Below are 15,996 nucleotides of genomic sequence, written 5' to 3' on the forward strand. Positions count from 1 at the left end.
CAAATGGAAAATAACTGATTATGATTAATATAGAATGAAAATCATTATCAACTTCGAAAGGTTGTGCGTCAAATGGTTCTTGGATTTGTGTCAGCTACAATTCTTTTATACTTTTTATTAACTAAATATGTACTTAAACAAGTTCAAAACTAGGTGATGTAACCTAGTTTTTTTTATTTTATATGCATATGCCTATACATTCTTCTTCCAAATTAATATATATGGGGATAAAATAATGCTAGGGAAATTATTTGAGTATGAAATGAAATGGGGAAATCACGTTGCAAAACACTAAGATTAACAGAGGGGAATTACTGAATAAGGTTTCTTCAGGAATCAATTTACTTTCTGAACAAGGAAATTCGAAGGAATTATTTCAATTAAAAAAATTAGCGTACAAAATACAGAATAAGGAAAGTTATTACGTATTTTGTGGGCATTTTTCTGCTGGTAAGTCATCTTTATTAAATGATCTTTTACAAGTAGAAAAATTACCTACAAGCCCAATTCCTACAAGTGCAAACGTTGTTAAATTAAAAAATGGCGAAAGTAAAATGTTAATTACTCTTAAAGATGGTGAAATGTATCAGATTCAAGAGGATATTCAAGTAGATGAACTAAAAAAATTAGCTTCTGATAGTGGTTCAATTATTGAGCTCGAGTGGGCACAAGAAATATTTAAAATTCCAACTGGATCTGTTTTAATTGATACTCCAGGAATTGATTCAACTGATATGGATCATTTAGAGGCGACAAACTCAGTCATTCATCTAGCGGATAGTATTTTTTATTTAATGGATTATCAACATGTTCATTCGAAAACAAATATTGATTTTATTCATAATTTAGTTGAAAAAAATAATAAAGTTTGTTTAGTCATTACATGTATTGATAAACACGATGAAACAGAATTGACGTTTGAACAATTTAAGCATGGTGTAATTGGAAATTTGAAAAAACAAGGATTAGGCAACTTACAAGTTTTTTATATTTCTACAAGAGATAAATCTGTAGAGAATAATGAATATAACCAGTTTATTAATTATTTAAATGACTTATACAGTCATCAAGATGTAGTGCAAATTGAAAATGACAATGCAAGCTTTTTAACAATTATGAACGAACAAGTACAACAACTTGAGAACGATTACATTGATCTCGATCAAAATGCTGATGAGATTAGATCCGTTTATAATGATTTAAATAATGAAATTGACGTTATTGAAACATCAGTTTCTTCATTTGAGGAAAATTGTTTGTATTCTACACAACAAGTTCTTACTAATTCAAACATCACACCATTTGAGATGAGAGAATTAGCATCAAACTATTTAGAATCAGAAAAAGCATTACAAAATAAAGGATTATTTCAATCAAGAAAAAAACTTGAAAATGCATTACATGAATCTAAAAGTCAATTTATTCACAAGGTACAAGAATTAACAAGTAAACAAATTGAGTATTTTGTAAAAGAAGCAGCAATTCGAACTGTAAAACAAATTGAAAATAATAAAATTGATAGCAGTGACTTTGATAAAATCTTAGAGCCTAATTTGAGTGAAGATGTAATTTGTCCAAAGCCATCCCATTTGATTGATACAGGCGGTAACTATTTATTACAGTATACGAAGGAAGTAAGTGAAGGAATTAAGGCAGTATATCGTAAAAGTATTGCTGAATTTATTTACACACTTTCAAAGGAACTTAAGGTACAAAATGAATCAACTATTTTAAAATTAAAAAATCAAAAGAATGATTTACAATCAAAAATAGATGGATTTGATGAATTAGAGTTTACTAATCAAAAAATTTCACATATGGTTTCAGAAATAAAGACGATTTTAAATAATCATCAAGAAATGAATCAAGACCTGCCAGAAATTAAGCCTACTTTAATATCAGTAAGTGAATTAATTAATCACAAAATATTATCTGTTCAAGCACCGGAAATAAAAGAAGAACTTATTACTGACATTGAAAAAACGAATTCAAAAAAATATTCAAACGAAGAAATTCAAGTTAAATATGAAGTCGCTGATTTTATAATAGACGAATTAACTTCAAATAAATTTATTCAGAGTAAAATCGGTATTCTAAAAGAAAAAAGAGAACAAATAAAATCAAACGAATACACAATTGCACTATTCGGAGCGTTTAGTTCTGGAAAAACATCGTATATAAATACTTTACTTGGCGATCGTGTACTACCTGTTTCTCCACACCCAACAACAGCGGCAATTTGTAAGATTAAACGCTCAACAGCTGAATCTGGAAATAAGAAAGCTGATGTGAGTTATAAATCAGAAGAATCTTTAAAAGAAGAGTTTCTTGATTTCTTCAAAAAATGGGGTGTGGAAGCAAATGAAAAAGAGTGGTTTAACACCCTTCAAAATTTAATTAAGAAACAAAAGGATAAAATTCCTACTGATGCTTTCGTTTATGCAGAAAGCGTATGTCAAAATTATGAAGAAATGAGAAGCTTACTAGGTACAATTAAGCGATATGACTTAAGTGAGTATGTAACTGTTATAAGTGAAGAAAATAGAGCATGTTTTGTAAAAGAAAGTACAGTTTATTTCGATTGTGAGATCACGTTAAGTGGAATCGTATTAGTGGATACGCCAGGGGGAAATAGTATCCATTCAAGACATACTGAACTAGCATTCGACTATTTGAAAAAAGCTGATTTAATTCTTTATGTTGCACATTATCAACATGCCTTTACACGTCAAGATGAGTCTTTCTTAATGCAAATCGGACGAATGAGAGAAAGCTTTGATAGTGATAAAGTTTACTTTGTGTTAAATGCATCGGATTTAGCAAAGGATCAAAACGAAATCGAAATCGTGCAAAATTTCTTTGTAAACCAATTAACGAAACTAGGAGTTCGTTTCCCATCTGTGTTTGCTATTTCAAGTATGCTTCAGATGAAGGGATATGGTGATTCAGAGTTAAATTTAGAAATCCAGAATAATTATAAGAAATTAAATACGAAAATCCAAAATTTCTTCCAATTTGAGATTGCGAATGAAGTCTTTAAAACATTTATTAATGACCTATTAACAATTGAAAAAATCTTACGTGATACAATTAATCGTTTTGAAAGAATAAAACGTGAAAAAGATCAATTCTTCAACGAACTTGAGCAAATTCAGAAAAAAGTTAATGAAGCGATTAAAAATGCAGAACCAACTAATTTACCAAGAGCATTTATGAAAGAAAACGAACAATTGATTTTCTTTATCGAAAAGCGCATCGAATTAAGAATGCGAGATTTATTCCCTTATTTCTTTAATCCAAGTATTTTCAATAATACAACGAAAAATATTAAACAATTATTTGTAACTAAAATTCGTGAATTTATTTATGAAGTATTGGAAGAGATTTTAAAGGAATTAAGAGTAACTGGATTTAGATTAGAGAAATTTTTAACGAATGAAATTTCAATGTCGCAAGATCGAGTAATTGATGAAATACATTCTATTCAATCTGAATTTATCGTTCAAAAAAGTGGTATTAATGAGATCTTACCTGTTTCGATAAAAAATCCTGATCAATTTATTAATGTAGATCGTTTTGAAAGTTTAAAGAATTACTTCAAAAATCCAAAAAGCTTTTTTGTTGATAACATGAAAGAAACTATGATTGATGAATGCATTAATGAGTTGAGAACACCATTAAAAGACTATTTAGCAAATATGAATAGTTTATTCGCAGAGCATTATCACAATCAATATGTTGATGCATTAAATTCTGTATTGCATAACTGTAGCAATCAAATTGAAAATGATGTTCAACAAACAATTAAAGCAACTGAAAACTTAAATGAAGTAGTAGTAGATGAAAAAGTATTAAACTTATTCAAAAAATTAATTTAAATGAGGGTGGACAATTAAAATTGAAAAATATTATTGATGTAAACATTGCAAATAAATTGCGCTTAAATAAAAATGTTGTATTCTTAGATTGTCGATTTCAATTGTCAAATCCTGGATATGGTTTAACTGAGTATCAGAAAAATCATATTCCGCTATCTCGTTATGTGGATTTAAATAATGACTTATCTAGTCCTGTACAAAAGCATGGAGGCAGACATCCGTTTCCTAATTTACATGATTTTGGAAAACTTTTAGGAGATCTAGGGATCGATCATGATACGATTGTTATTTGTTATGACGATGGTACGAATGATAATGCCGCAAGATGTTGGTTTTTATGTAATTTAGTAGGGCATCAGTTTACATTTGTTTTAAATGGTGGTTATAAAAAATGGTTGGAAAACGATTTTGAAGTAACTACTAAAATTGAAGAAGTATTACCTAAAAAATTCGAGATTAATGTTCAAGAGTATATGATTACTTCGATGAATGAAGTTAAGAAGAATGGGAAAAAAGAGGATTTCAATTTAATTGATTCTAGAGAATCTATTCGATATATTGGCGAATTTGAACCAATTGACCGAATTGCTGGCCATATACCTGGAGCAAAAAATTCATTTTGGAAAGATGTTTTAAATGAAGCGGGAGAATTTAAAACAAAAGAAGAATTACAAACTCTTTTTAAACCATTTAACAATAACAATGAAACTGTTGTTTATTGTGGTTCAGGTGTCACTGGCTGTGTTAATTATTTAGGATTAGTTGAAGCTGGATATACGAATGTAAAACTTTATCCGGGAAGTTTTAGTGACTGGATTTCTTATGAAGAAAATGTTGTGAAAAAGAAAAAATAATTAGTTGCAAAATAGTTTTAATTGGTATAGAATGAGAATACAAATTAACAAAACCTGCTGTGTGCGTTGTCATTTTATGCCTTAAACCAATGATTTTGTATAGGAAGACCGATATTTAAGTAACAACATCGTGCCTATTTATAGGAGGATGAAAGTTACTTGTGAGGACATCCACCTTGGAGTTCGGTTTACTTTAGGCATAAAAAGAACAACGGCATTTGCGGGAAAAAAAACCATTCACATTTTGTGAATGGTTTTTTCTTCTTTATATAATTGCTTTTTACTTTTGTTCTTTCTAATTTGAGTTACGATAGTAGAAACTAAAATCAAGCTACAACCGAATAAACCAATTTCTTGTAATCTTTCTCCACCATAATAATACCCAGTAATCGCAGCAAAAACTGGCTCAGTAGCGAGTATAATCCCTACCTCAGTTGCACTTATTGTACGTTGGGCAAACATTTGGATAAAGAAAGCTGCAGCGGTACAAAAAATGGCAGTAAATAGAATTGAAAAAACAAAATATTTATTTGTCCATAATGCATGGTTGAAAATGACTTGCCAATCCTCAAAGATTAAAGCAAATGTCCATGAGGCTAAACCTACAAAAGTTATTTGTACAGTTGCCAGTTGTAGTGAATTATAACTAGGTGAGTAGATCGTTGAATAAATAATATGAAGAGCAAACGCAATCGCACTGAAAAAGGAAATAATATCACCAGAATTAAACTTGGAATTTGTTGATAGTGTTAATAAAAATAATCCGATGAAAGCAATAATTGCACATACATTTTCTCGTAAAGTAGGTTTTTTCTTATATTTAAAGAATAAAAGAAATGGAACAATCGCAACACTAATACCTATTATAAAACCTGATTTGGATATAGATGTGTAAAGTAATCCAAATGTTTGAAATACAAAACCTAGAAATAAAAATAATCCTATTACGATCCCGGGGAAAATAAAACCAGCTTTCCCGCGATATCTTTTATTATTTTTTCGATTTAATAAAGTTTGAACTGTAAATAGTACAATTGCTGCTACAATAAATCGTAATGCATTAAATGTAAATGGTTGGACAAACTTAAGTGTTTCTTTAACAATGAAAAGCGAAGAACCCCAAATGAAGGACACAAAGAGTAAAGAAGAAAAAGCGATTAATTTATTTTTCATATCGTCCATTCCTTTTTTATTTGATAGCTTTTCGAGCAAGTTCATCAGCAACCTTATTTGCGCTTGATGGAATCCATTTAATAAAGAAAAGTTCAAGTTGATTAATCAACTTTAATGATTTCTCTAATAAAGGAATAAACAAATCGTTTTTCGAATATTTCTTATCAATACTTTCTTCAACGATTTTTGAATCTGTACGGAATGAAACAATTGTTAAATTATTTTTGACACAATAATCTAGTGCAAGTAGCAATGCATGAAACTCAGCTTCATGATTAGACATCGAATCTAATGGAATACTTAAAAAAACAGGTTCTTTAATTCCTTTTATGAAAATACCTGCACCTGAAGGCCCGGGATTTCCTTTGGAAGCTCCGTCAATATAAACTTCAATCATAGTAAACCTCCAACACTTATATATGTACCATTTTAGTATATATTCAAAAAAATGAAAACTTAAAATATGAAATGAAGTAATTTATATTCAACCATAGCAAGTCTAAATAAACGATAGAAGAGGTGTGTCGGATGAAGCTAAAGATCAGTTGGAAGTATCAAACCAAAAAGAAATATCAAATTACACTTGAAACTGAATGGTTAGAAATAAAAGAAGCACTACTTTTAGCGGAAGATTTTGAAAGTACAGGTAGAACAAGAGAAATCATCTTTTTAGATCAATTCGACACAGAGTGGACTAAAAAACAAGTAATAAAATACTTAAAAGAACTCGAAGAAGAACCTCATAATATTTCAATTTTTTTTGACGGCGGATTTGATCTATCAACCTCTATATCTGGAATAGGTGTATGCTTATACTTTAGTCAAAATGGTAAAAACTATCGAAAGAGGTTTAATGAAAAATTAGATGGGTTAATGACAAATAATGAAGCGGAGTTTGCTGCAATTGAAAATGCAATCCTATTATTAGAGGAAATGAATATAACAGGACAAACGATTGTTATTAAAGGGGATTCACAAGTAGTCATTAATCAATTAAATGGAGATTGGCCTTGTTATGAAGAACAACATGAACGATTCATAAATCGAATTGAAAGAAAATGTAAAAACTTAAAATTAACCTTACAATTAGAACTTATTAAACGTAATGATAATAAAGAAGCTCATAATTTAGCAACGCAAGCACTTAAAGGGAATAAGATAATAAGTACAATTGAAGTTACATGAAGAGGTGAATTGAATTATGGAACGTAAAGAAATCTTGGAGGAAATAGATTCTTTAATAAAGACTTATTGCGATGGCTGTTTTGTCTATAAACATTTTAGAAAAGACCATAGTCAAAAATTCGCACAATCATTTTGTATTAATAAATGTACAGTTGGTGAAAAAATAAAAGCGATCGGTAAGCAATTAACTTCTGATTGTTAACTCAAACATTAAATGGAATATAGCAAACTTTGATAACTAATGTTTACGTAAATTTACTATTATTGACTGAGTCGTAATTCAAAATAAAAAAAGAGGGAGAGGGTGGCCAAATAGTATTACATTAGGGGAACCCTCTTTTTAACGGCAATTAAGGATGAAATGTTAGAAAAGAAGCTTGGACTGCAAATAAAATCCAGAAATCGCAAATAAAATTAGCAAATCTGCAATTGAAAATTGAGAACCGCAATTAAAATTTACAAATCTGCAATTAAATCCAAGATTGTAGCAAATAAATTTAATTATTACCTATACCAGTAAGGGTATTAAGAGCTAATAATTGTACAATAGCCGAATCTTTGAAATGGAAAACTACCAAATATGCTCCAACAAATACTAAACCGTATAAATATTCTAATAATCTTAAATTAGGAATGTTTTTTTATGAAAAGTACTATTGGGATACCCCCACTACTTAGATTAACATAGTTAAGGTAATAATATTTTGTTCCCAAACGTTCGTATTTTGTATTTAAAACACAATATTTTAACGTTTAAAAAAAGAGGTGTCTCTGAGTCCGATAACCTGACTTTTGAGACAACCTCTTTTTCATTATATCTGAGCTTCTCTTATTTGTTGCTCAACTTGCATTAAGTCTTCTTCTTGTTTCTTTAAAAACTCATCATCTAAATCAGTAGCAAGGCCCTTCATTTTTTCAAGCTGTTCTCTTGCTTGATTAACTGCAGTTGTTGCATCGGTTAATTGTTGCTCATCCATGCTCATTGTTGCATAGCCTACAAGCTTTTGAGCAGCTTTAACTTTCATTTCTACGTCCTCAAAATTATTAAAATTTGACATAAACACCCTCCTTATTTCACTTCGTATTATTCCCAAATAAAATAGGAATCATGAAAAGCGAGAGGATTTTTTTTGATTAAGTGTACTGAATAATTTTTCTCTTAATAAAAAATAAAAAAGGACTGATAAAATCAGTCCTTTATGTAGTCAAGTTTATTTTATAGCTTTACTACGTTAGCAGCTTGAGGTCCACGGTTACCTTCAACAATGTCAAAAGAAACTTCAGCACCTTCTTCTAAAGATTTGAATCCGTCAGTTTGGATTGCTGAGAAATGTACGAATACATCGTCTCCACCTTCAACTTCGATGAATCCGAAACCTTTTTCATTGTTGAACCATTTTACTTTTCCTTGCATTTTTCTTTTCCTCCTAAAACATTGCACATGAAGCGCGAAAGAATTTCCATTTATTAATAATTTTAATAATAAATGTTGAAATTAATATACAACTATTAAGAATATAAGTCAAGTAAGCGCTTAATATCAAAATATACATTCAATTGACTTAAAAATTTCATAAATAAAATAAAAAGTTAATATTAGTTTGTGAAAATATTCACAAATAGAAAAGTACATGATATACTACAACCATAGTAAGTAATTTAAATTACTACTAAGAATCAATCTTGATTTCACTTTATATAGAGACGGAGAGATGAACATGATTCATTGTGAATGGATTGAATTTAAAATTGAAAATGATTTAATAACAGAGGAAATATTTGAAGAAATGATGAATGATACATTTCAAGCAATGATGGTTGACGAAAATAACTTTCCTCAATATATATGGACAGCTAACTATGTTGTCATTGTAACAAAACGAATTAAAATATTAGAAGAAGTAGAATTTATACAAATACCACGTAATCCAGCGTGTAGTTAAAAGCATCTAACCAAGAAGAAAAAAAGGCAGCTCAAGAGAATGAATTCTTTTGGCACTGCCTTTTTTTCGTTTCTTCCTGCTTTCCCTACCATTACATAAGTTATATAATAACTATATCTAACAAATAGTGATACAAAAATTAGTTTAAATTGTGAGGAATAAAATGAAATTAATTATTGCCGAAAAACCCGATCAAGGTTTAAAGCTTGCAGCCCCTTTTAAGTTCCAAAAGAAAAAAGGGTTCTTAGTCATTCAACCTAACGAGTTTTTTCCAAAAGGTGCTTATTTAACTTGGGCTATTGGGCATTTATGTGAGTTATTATCACCTGAAGAATATGATGAAAAATGGAAAAAGTGGTCATTAAATACATTACCAATTATACCTAACCGCTTTGGACATAAAGTATCAAAAGGAAAATGGGATCAATTTTCAGTCATAAAGAATTTAGTCCACTTAGATGAAGTTAATGAAATAATTCTTGCAGGTGACTGTGAGCGTGAAGGAGAACATATCGTTCGCCTTATTTTAAATTTAGCTGGAAATAAAAAGCCAATGAGAAGACTTTGGATTTCGTCATTAACAGAAAATGCTGTTAAAAAAGGATTTAGTCAACTATTGGATGAAAGCGAAACAAAAAGCTTATTCTTTGAGGCGTATAGCCGTGCATGTGCTGATTGGTTAGTTGGGATGAATGCATCAAGAGTATATTCATTACATTTACAAAAAAAAGGTATCCAGGATGTATTTTCGTTAGGAAGAGTTCAAACCCCAACACTCGCTCTTATTGTCAAAAGAGAACTTGAGATTGAAAGGTTTAATTCCGAACCTTATTGGGAAGTTTTTGCTACATTTCAATTTGATAAGCAAAAGTTTTTTGGGAAATGGCATAATGAATCAGAATCTAAAATTATGTCAAAGGAATTAGCAGAAAAAATTGCTGGCTTTTGTGAAAATAAAAATGTAAAAATTACTGATATTGAGCAAGAAAGAAAAGAGTTTCAACCACCTTTTCTTTATAATTTATCGGCGCTCCAAGCTGATGCAAACAGTAAATATAAATTTTCACCACAAAAAACTCTCGAGATTGCACAAAAACTTTATGTCAAAGGGAATATTTCATACCCACGTTCAGACTCAAGTTTTATTACGAAAGAAGAAGCAATGATGCTCCCAGATATATTGAAGAAACTTGAAAATATTGAGCAATTTTCAAAATTCTTCCCTCTGCCAAATCAATCTATATTAAATAATAGTCGCTACGTTAATGAGAAAAAGGTCACTGATCACTATGCAATTATTCCTACTGAGCAAGTACCAAATATCCATAAAATGAATGATGAAGAATTGAAAATATATGAATTAATTGTAAATCGTTTAATTAGTGCACATTATCCTAATTCAATTTTTGATTATACAACAATTCATACGTTAGTAGACGGGCGAGCGACTTTTATTTCAAAAGGGAAAATAATGGTTCAAGAAGGTTGGCGTAAAGTCATATTCGAAAAATCAAAAGAAAAAAATACAGAAGAACAAAATTTACCCGTTGTTGAAACTGGACAAGAAGGAATTGTTAAAAAGGTAGAGGTAAAAGAAAAGAAAACTCAAGCACCTAAAAGATATACAGAGGGACAATTAATCACATTAATGAAGTCTGCCGGAAAACATATTGATAATCCGGAATTAACGAAAATACTAAATAAAACTGAAGGACTAGGTACTGAGGCAACTAGGGCTGGTATTATTGGTACTTTAAAAAATAGAAAATATATTGAAGTTAAAAAAAATCAAGTTTTCGCTACGGATAAGGGGAAGCTTATAATTTATGCTCTTGGGGAAAATATTTTAACTTCACCTGAAATGACTGCAAAATGGGAACAGAGATTAAGTGAAATTGGTGAAGGAAAAGCAAGTAGTCTTGAGTTTATGGAACAAACAAAAAAATTAACTGAAAAAATAATTCTTGATGCATATGAAAACGAGAAGATATGGAATTTTTCAGAGTTTAAAATTGAAGAGATGCAAAATTCGAAGTTTGGGCCGAAGAAAAAATCAACTAGTGTTGGAAAATGTATTAAATGCGATGGTAAAATGATCGATAAAGGTTCATTTTATGGTTGTGATCAATTCCAAAAAACAAAATGTGGAGTTACAATTTCAAAAAAAATATTAGGAAAAACAATTACAAAGACATTAATGAAGCAGTTATTAAACGGTGAGACTACAGAAGTTATTAAAGGATTTTCAAAGGATGGTAAAGAATTTGAGGCTTCTTTAAAATTTAATGAATCAGGGAAGATTATGTTTATCCAAAATTCCATTAAATAAAGTGGGGCATAATGTAATTTAACTAGTCAATTCTATTTTTTATTGCATATACTTATATACAATGATAATAGGAGGATTAGAGTGAAGGAATTCTATAGCAATGAACAAGTTTTTCTAACTGGTGGAATTGTTCCTTCCGTCTATTCATTATGTATAGACTGTAATCGGAAAATTGTACATGTCCTTGACTTGGATCGAGTGGGCACAAGGCCGGTATGTGTATCATTTTCTAACAGTTTTGCAGAAAATATTTTTGAACAAATAAGCTTATCAACGTTAGGAAGTTACTTAGAATACCAATACTTAATTTATACGACAGAAGGTATTGTAACAAAATGGAAAAATAATGAACTTGTAGCGTTAACTAATTTAGATGAATGTAAACCGGAATTCATTAGTTTAATGAAAGAAAGAAGAAATACATGGTCTAAATATAAAGCTTTATACAATCGAAAATAAAAAGAAGGATTACTCTTTTAAATAAGAAGTAATCCTTTTTCAATTTAAGAATCAAAATCTCATGCACCGGCATATTCCTGTCTTTTCCTGTCTTTATTTGTTAAACTATCAACATATCATAAATTAGAAGGTGACAAAATGATTTGTTTTTTAGAAAATACCTTTCAAATAAAATTAGAAAAAAATGATAAAGGTGATTATCCGATTATTGTGACTGACGAAGGTATATTTAGCGAGATGAGCCTGAAAGATAAACCGAGCACTTATGTTAAGTTTATTATAAATGAATATGATGAGTTAACGATTGATTGGTATATCGAAAATGAAAATCGCTTCTCTGTAAAAAGCCTACAAGTTCATCAAATGATCTTAATAAACGATCATGATGAAAATTCAATTCAATTTGTATTAGAACGTTGGCAAAGTAGGATGTTTAAGATTCAATGGAAGCCAAAGTTACACATTGAATTTGGTTTATATTATGAAGTTTGCGATGATTGCGATTAAGATGATTTTTTAGGTTTTAGTAAGGTTAGGATTACAAGAAAACTAATCCAGCCGATAAGTGGATAAAGGAATGTTAATAATGGTCCATAGCCGATAATGCTAATAAACAGGCAGCAAATTAATAATAAGATAACGACTAAATTTGTATTTAATCGGATATATGAATTAATTTGTCTAGACATCCCATATATATTCCCAACTAGTGTGGTGAAAATTTCAGCTAGAATAACCATTAGGAAAAAGTAATAGAAAATTGGATGGATTTTTTTGATTACTTCTACCATTGGAATTTCATATTGTTGAAAATTGGCTACACCTGATACGTTCAGGTGAATTAGTAATAAAATAGTCCCTAATATTAGACCGCCTAATACACCGCCTTGAACAATAGAAGATTTTTCTTTGCATTCAAAACCAATGGGTACTAAAACTGCCTGGGCTAATGCCATATTTAAACAAACATAGGTTATTGGCTTTGTAAACACTGTATAGTTAAGCTTATTAATAGAAGGTAAAATATGGTCTAGTGTTATTTCATGCATCGTAAATGGTAAATGTGAGTTGATGAAAACTGCGAGAATAAAAGCACACATAATTGGGACTACCGTATTATTTAGACTGAATAAACCACTTGTCCCTTTTCTTAAAACCATAAAAGTCAAAATGATAAAAAGAAATGATCCGATAAATGAATCAAAATGTAAGTAAGTTTTAAATACAGCTCCAGCACCAGACAACATGACGCTTGTAACGCCAATTAAAACAAAGAATAATAGCCCATTAATAATATTTCCTCCGAGTTCTCCAAACAAAAGTACATTAAATTGCTGAGCAGAATTTAATTTATATGTATGAGCAATTGTCATAATTTTAGTTCCAAACCAACAAAATAATATAGTGGCAAAAAGGATCCCCATTGCACCAAATATCCCGTTAATTGAAAAGAACTCTACAATTTCTTTACCCGTGGCAAACCCTGCTCCAATCACTGTTCCGACATACGTAAAGGCTATATTTCGAGCTTCTTTACTAAAGTTGAATTTCATAGGAAGTCCTCCTAAATGTAGTACTAAATTGTATGATACATATTAGGAAAATAGACATGCTCCCTTAGTAAAAGTTTATAAACAAATCTACTAAATGCTTTTATTGTTCAATTTACGCAATTTTTTAATTATGTTAAAGTGAGAAGGTTAGGGGGACGGACATCATGAATATACTTAAATGGAATTTTAATATGAAGATCAGGCTTGTTGCTGAGTTTTTCTTTGGATTATTCTTCTGGATGTATTTACCATTTTTAGCAATTTATTTTTCTGAAGAACTAGGTAAAGTGACAGCAGGGATCTTACTTATGTGCTCTCAAGCTGTTGGGGTATTTGCAAATTTAATCGGAGGATATTTAGCTGATACGTATGGCCGAAAGCGAATGATGGTAATTTCAGCTTTCATTCAAGCTGGAGGAATGATTTTGCTAACAATTGCAAATTCACCAATTTTAAATTCACCATGGCTAACTTTTTTAGGATTTGCAATTATTAGTGTCACAGGAATGCTATATAATCCAGCAAGTTCGGCTATGGTAGCAGATACAGTTGAGGATAAAGATGAAAGAAACTTAGTCTTCGCTGTTTTTTATACGATGATAAATATTAATGTAGTGATCGGACCAATTATTGGTGGAATTTTATTTTTCAAAGCAAGATTTTTATTATTTACTACATCTTCATTGATCTTTTTAATTGTCGCTTTTATGATTCTACTTTTAATAAAAGAGTCATTACCAGACTCTGTTAGACAAGAAAAAGAAGCGTCTATTTCAAAAGTTTTAATTAAACAAGTAAAGAATTATCGTGTAATTTTTACTGATAAAGTTTTTTTCTTATTTGTTGCAGCTGGTATATTAATCTCTCAAACTTTTACTCAATTAGATTTATTACTAGCGGTTTATATAAAAGAAAGTATTCCTGTTCAAACATTATTTAGCTTTGGTGATTTTACTTTAAAGACAAATAGTGGAACATTATTTAGCTGGGTCATTGCCGAAAACGGTTTAATCGTAGCATTATTTACAGTTTTAATAACGAAATTTGCCAATAAGTTTAATGAAAGATTTTTATTTTTTGCATCATCTGTTTGTTATGCTTTATCTATGTTATTGTTTGGATTCACCCTATCAGCCTATGTTATTTTTATTGCAATGGCGCTCTTCACTTTGGGTGAGATATTAGTTGTAGGAAATCAGAACTCATTTATTGCAAAAATTGCTCCCGAAAATCAACGTGGACAGTATTTCGCTGCAGCAGGTTTAAGATGGTCACTCGGACGAACGATTGCACCATTAACGATTCCACTAGCCGGGCTAATCGGATATAAATGGACATTTAGCATAATATCGATCCTAGCCTTGATTGGAGCATATTTATTTGAATTGATGTTTAAAGAGATCAAGAAAAAACCTGAACCGTTTTCTGATAATATGAAGGTAGGATAAGTAGTAAAAGAGGACCCAACAAACTGGGTCCTCTTTTTAACGGTTATTTAATGTCTTATCTAGCGTGTCGATATTTTCTTGCATTAAGTCGAAATAATCTTTGTGATTCTTTAAATCATCTTCTGAGATAGTTGCTAGGTGGTTAAGTCTTAAGATCTCAGCATGTGTTTCATTTTTTACAACTGTTGCTACTTTTGGTGTAGCAAACGTTTCGAACAAAATATATTTGACATGATGTTCTTTAACAAAATCAACAACTTTCTTTAAATCCTTCTGTGATGGCTCTTGAGAAGGGGAAAGTCCTGTGATCGGGATTTGTTCAATTCCGTAATGTTGTTCCAAATATCCATATGCTGCATGTGAAACGACAATATCCTTACGTGCAGAATGTAAAACTAAATTTCTTAATTCGTTATCAAGTTCATCAAATTGATTTTCAATTTTATCATAATTTGCTTCAAAGTATTGTTTGTTTTTTGGCATTAATTTAACTAATTCATCTCTAATATTTTGTGCTTCAATTTTTGCACGAGATGGATCTAACCAAACGTGTGGATCAACGTCATGATGATCTTCATCTTCCTCAATTTCTTCTTCGTTTGACTTTATTAATTCAATATTTTTAGTAGCCTCTAAGATTGCAACATGATTATTTTTAAGTGTTTCTTTGATTTTATCTGCAAAAGGTTCCATACCTGCACCATTGTAAACAAATAAATCTGAGTTTGCGATTTGTACAATTTGCTTAGAAGTTGGTTCAAAATCATGAGTATCAACACCAGTTGGGTATATGGAATGTACATCAACGTATTTACCACCAATTTTTTCAGCAAAATCTTGTAAAGGATAAATGGTTGTATAAATCGTTAATTTATTTTTATTTTTAGTACTTTGCTGATGCGTGTCTTTATTGCAAGCTGACAGAACTGCACTTGTTAATAGCAATGTCGTGATTGCTAATTTTTTAAATTTCATTTTTTTCTCTCCCTAAAAAAGTTAATCATTTTAGTATTTTATAATGAGGTTGTTAATAAACGAATAAAGTTAAAAAATTTTAATTAATTCGTAATCATTCCTTTTTAAATTTTAAAAAAAATGTAAGATAATTTTTATCAAACAATTTAGTACATATTTTTTTAAAATATTCAAAATCGTAATAAATACGATTTAATCC

Annotated in this window: 15 protein-coding genes and 1 other RNA gene; 10 read left to right on the forward strand and 6 right to left on the reverse strand. The window is 30.0% G+C overall.

Annotated features, from left to right (window positions below):
* The first annotated feature begins 281 nt into the window (after positions 1–281).
* The 3 genes from COI44_RS22035 (at position 282) to ssrS (ending at position 4,963) form a co-directional block, all read left to right on the forward strand.
* Positions 282–3,878 (forward strand): dynamin family protein, encoded by a 3,597-nt coding sequence (locus tag COI44_RS22035; protein ID WP_098429798.1) that lies wholly within the window; start codon positions 282–284, stop codon positions 3,876–3,878.
* Between the two features lie 20 nt (positions 3,879–3,898).
* Positions 3,899–4,732 (forward strand): sulfurtransferase, encoded by an 834-nt coding sequence (locus COI44_RS22040; protein ID WP_286164041.1) that lies wholly within the window; start codon positions 3,899–3,901, stop codon positions 4,730–4,732.
* A 48-nt stretch (positions 4,733–4,780) separates the two neighbouring features.
* Positions 4,781–4,963, forward strand: a non-coding RNA gene (gene ssrS / locus COI44_RS22045) — 6S RNA.
* A gap of 6 nt (positions 4,964–4,969) precedes the next feature.
* Here ssrS and COI44_RS22050 read toward each other — a convergent pair.
* Positions 4,970–5,905 (reverse strand): DMT family transporter, encoded by a 936-nt coding sequence (locus COI44_RS22050; RefSeq protein ID WP_179887223.1) that lies wholly within the window; start codon positions 5,903–5,905, stop codon positions 4,970–4,972.
* A gap of 16 nt (positions 5,906–5,921) precedes the next feature.
* Positions 5,922–6,302, reverse strand: coding sequence for a reverse transcriptase-like protein (locus tag COI44_RS22055; protein WP_098429800.1), 381 nt, complete (start codon positions 6,300–6,302; stop codon positions 5,922–5,924).
* Between the two features lie 131 nt (positions 6,303–6,433).
* On the opposite strand from COI44_RS22055, the gene COI44_RS22060 reads away from it, so the two are divergent.
* Both COI44_RS22060 and COI44_RS22065 read left to right on the forward strand, forming a co-directional pair.
* Positions 6,434–7,090, forward strand: coding sequence for a reverse transcriptase-like protein (locus tag COI44_RS22060; protein WP_098429801.1), 657 nt, complete (start codon positions 6,434–6,436; stop codon positions 7,088–7,090).
* A 16-nt stretch (positions 7,091–7,106) separates the two neighbouring features.
* Positions 7,107–7,292, forward strand: coding sequence for a zinc-finger domain-containing protein (locus tag COI44_RS22065; RefSeq protein WP_098429802.1), 186 nt, complete (start codon positions 7,107–7,109; stop codon positions 7,290–7,292).
* A 610-nt stretch (positions 7,293–7,902) separates the two neighbouring features.
* Here COI44_RS22065 and COI44_RS22070 read toward each other — a convergent pair.
* Together COI44_RS22070 and cspD are read right to left on the reverse strand one after the other, a co-directional pair.
* The gene (locus COI44_RS22070) at positions 7,903–8,148 is read right to left on the reverse strand and encodes a DUF2564 family protein (RefSeq protein ID WP_098429803.1); all 246 of its coding nucleotides are present in this window, start codon (positions 8,146–8,148) and stop codon (positions 7,903–7,905) included.
* Positions 8,149–8,306: 158 nt separating this feature from the next.
* The gene (gene cspD / locus COI44_RS22075; protein WP_056466512.1) at positions 8,307–8,504 is read right to left on the reverse strand and encodes a cold-shock protein CspD; all 198 of its coding nucleotides are present in this window, start codon (positions 8,502–8,504) and stop codon (positions 8,307–8,309) included.
* A gap of 304 nt (positions 8,505–8,808) precedes the next feature.
* Between cspD and COI44_RS22080 the strand changes: the two genes are divergently transcribed.
* From COI44_RS22080 to COI44_RS22095, 4 genes are all read left to right on the forward strand, one after another.
* Entirely contained in the window at positions 8,809–9,033 is a 225-nt protein-coding gene (locus COI44_RS22080; RefSeq protein WP_098429804.1) for a hypothetical protein, read from the forward strand.
* A 163-nt stretch (positions 9,034–9,196) separates the two neighbouring features.
* Positions 9,197–11,362: a DNA topoisomerase III gene (locus COI44_RS22085; protein WP_098429805.1), complete on the forward strand. Its 2,166-nt coding sequence runs from the start codon at positions 9,197–9,199 to the stop codon at positions 11,360–11,362.
* 81 nt (positions 11,363–11,443) lie between these two features.
* Entirely contained in the window at positions 11,444–11,821 is a 378-nt protein-coding gene (locus tag COI44_RS22090) for a hypothetical protein (protein WP_069031962.1), read from the forward strand.
* Positions 11,822–11,959: 138 nt separating this feature from the next.
* A complete protein-coding gene (locus COI44_RS22095; protein WP_098429806.1) occupies positions 11,960–12,328 on the forward strand; it encodes a DUF3979 family protein in 369 nt (122 codons plus the stop codon).
* Here COI44_RS22095 and COI44_RS22100 read toward each other — a convergent pair.
* Complete coding sequence (locus COI44_RS22100; protein WP_098429807.1) at positions 12,325–13,374, reverse strand: YkvI family membrane protein; 1,050 nt, start codon at positions 13,372–13,374, stop codon at positions 12,325–12,327. The two genes, COI44_RS22095 and COI44_RS22100, sit on opposite strands and share 4 nt — an antisense overlap.
* Before the next feature lie 164 nt (positions 13,375–13,538).
* Here COI44_RS22100 and COI44_RS22105 point away from each other — a divergent pair, with 164 nt between their 5' ends.
* Positions 13,539–14,822 (forward strand): MDR family MFS transporter, encoded by a 1,284-nt coding sequence (locus tag COI44_RS22105; protein WP_098429808.1) that lies wholly within the window; start codon positions 13,539–13,541, stop codon positions 14,820–14,822.
* A 36-nt stretch (positions 14,823–14,858) separates the two neighbouring features.
* Here the strand turns inward: COI44_RS22105 and COI44_RS22110 are convergent, their stop codons facing one another.
* A complete protein-coding gene (locus COI44_RS22110) occupies positions 14,859–15,797 on the reverse strand; it encodes a metal ABC transporter substrate-binding protein (protein ID WP_098429809.1) in 939 nt (312 codons plus the stop codon).
* Positions 15,798–15,996: the final 199 nt, after the last annotated feature.

Source organism: Bacillus sp. AFS088145 (genome assembly GCF_002564465.1).
In the GTDB taxonomy this organism is placed as follows: Bacteria; Bacillota; Bacilli; order Bacillales; family Bacillaceae_G; genus Gottfriedia.

Coding starts and splice junctions, on each gene's coding strand:
- COI44_RS22100 (WP_098429807.1), bottom strand. CDS start 13,374: ATGAAATTCAACTTTAGTAAAGAAGCTCGAAATATAGCCTTTACGTAT.
- COI44_RS22065 (WP_098429802.1), top strand. CDS start 7,107: ATGGAACGTAAAGAAATCTTGGAGGAAATAGATTCTTTAATAAAGACT.
- COI44_RS22085 (WP_098429805.1), top strand. CDS start 9,197: ATGAAATTAATTATTGCCGAAAAACCCGATCAAGGTTTAAAGCTTGCA.
- COI44_RS22070 (WP_098429803.1), bottom strand. CDS start 8,148: ATGTCAAATTTTAATAATTTTGAGGACGTAGAAATGAAAGTTAAAGCT.
- COI44_RS22080 (WP_098429804.1), top strand. CDS start 8,809: ATGATTCATTGTGAATGGATTGAATTTAAAATTGAAAATGATTTAATA.
- COI44_RS22105 (WP_098429808.1), top strand. CDS start 13,539: ATGAATATACTTAAATGGAATTTTAATATGAAGATCAGGCTTGTTGCT.
- cspD (WP_056466512.1), bottom strand. CDS start 8,504: ATGCAAGGAAAAGTAAAATGGTTCAACAATGAAAAAGGTTTCGGATTC.
- COI44_RS22060 (WP_098429801.1), top strand. CDS start 6,434: ATGAAGCTAAAGATCAGTTGGAAGTATCAAACCAAAAAGAAATATCAA.
- COI44_RS22110 (WP_098429809.1), bottom strand. CDS start 15,797: ATGAAATTTAAAAAATTAGCAATCACGACATTGCTATTAACAAGTGCA.
- COI44_RS22095 (WP_098429806.1), top strand. CDS start 11,960: ATGATTTGTTTTTTAGAAAATACCTTTCAAATAAAATTAGAAAAAAAT.
- COI44_RS22050 (WP_179887223.1), bottom strand. CDS start 5,905: ATGAAAAATAAATTAATCGCTTTTTCTTCTTTACTCTTTGTGTCCTTC.
- COI44_RS22055 (WP_098429800.1), bottom strand. CDS start 6,302: ATGATTGAAGTTTATATTGACGGAGCTTCCAAAGGAAATCCCGGGCCT.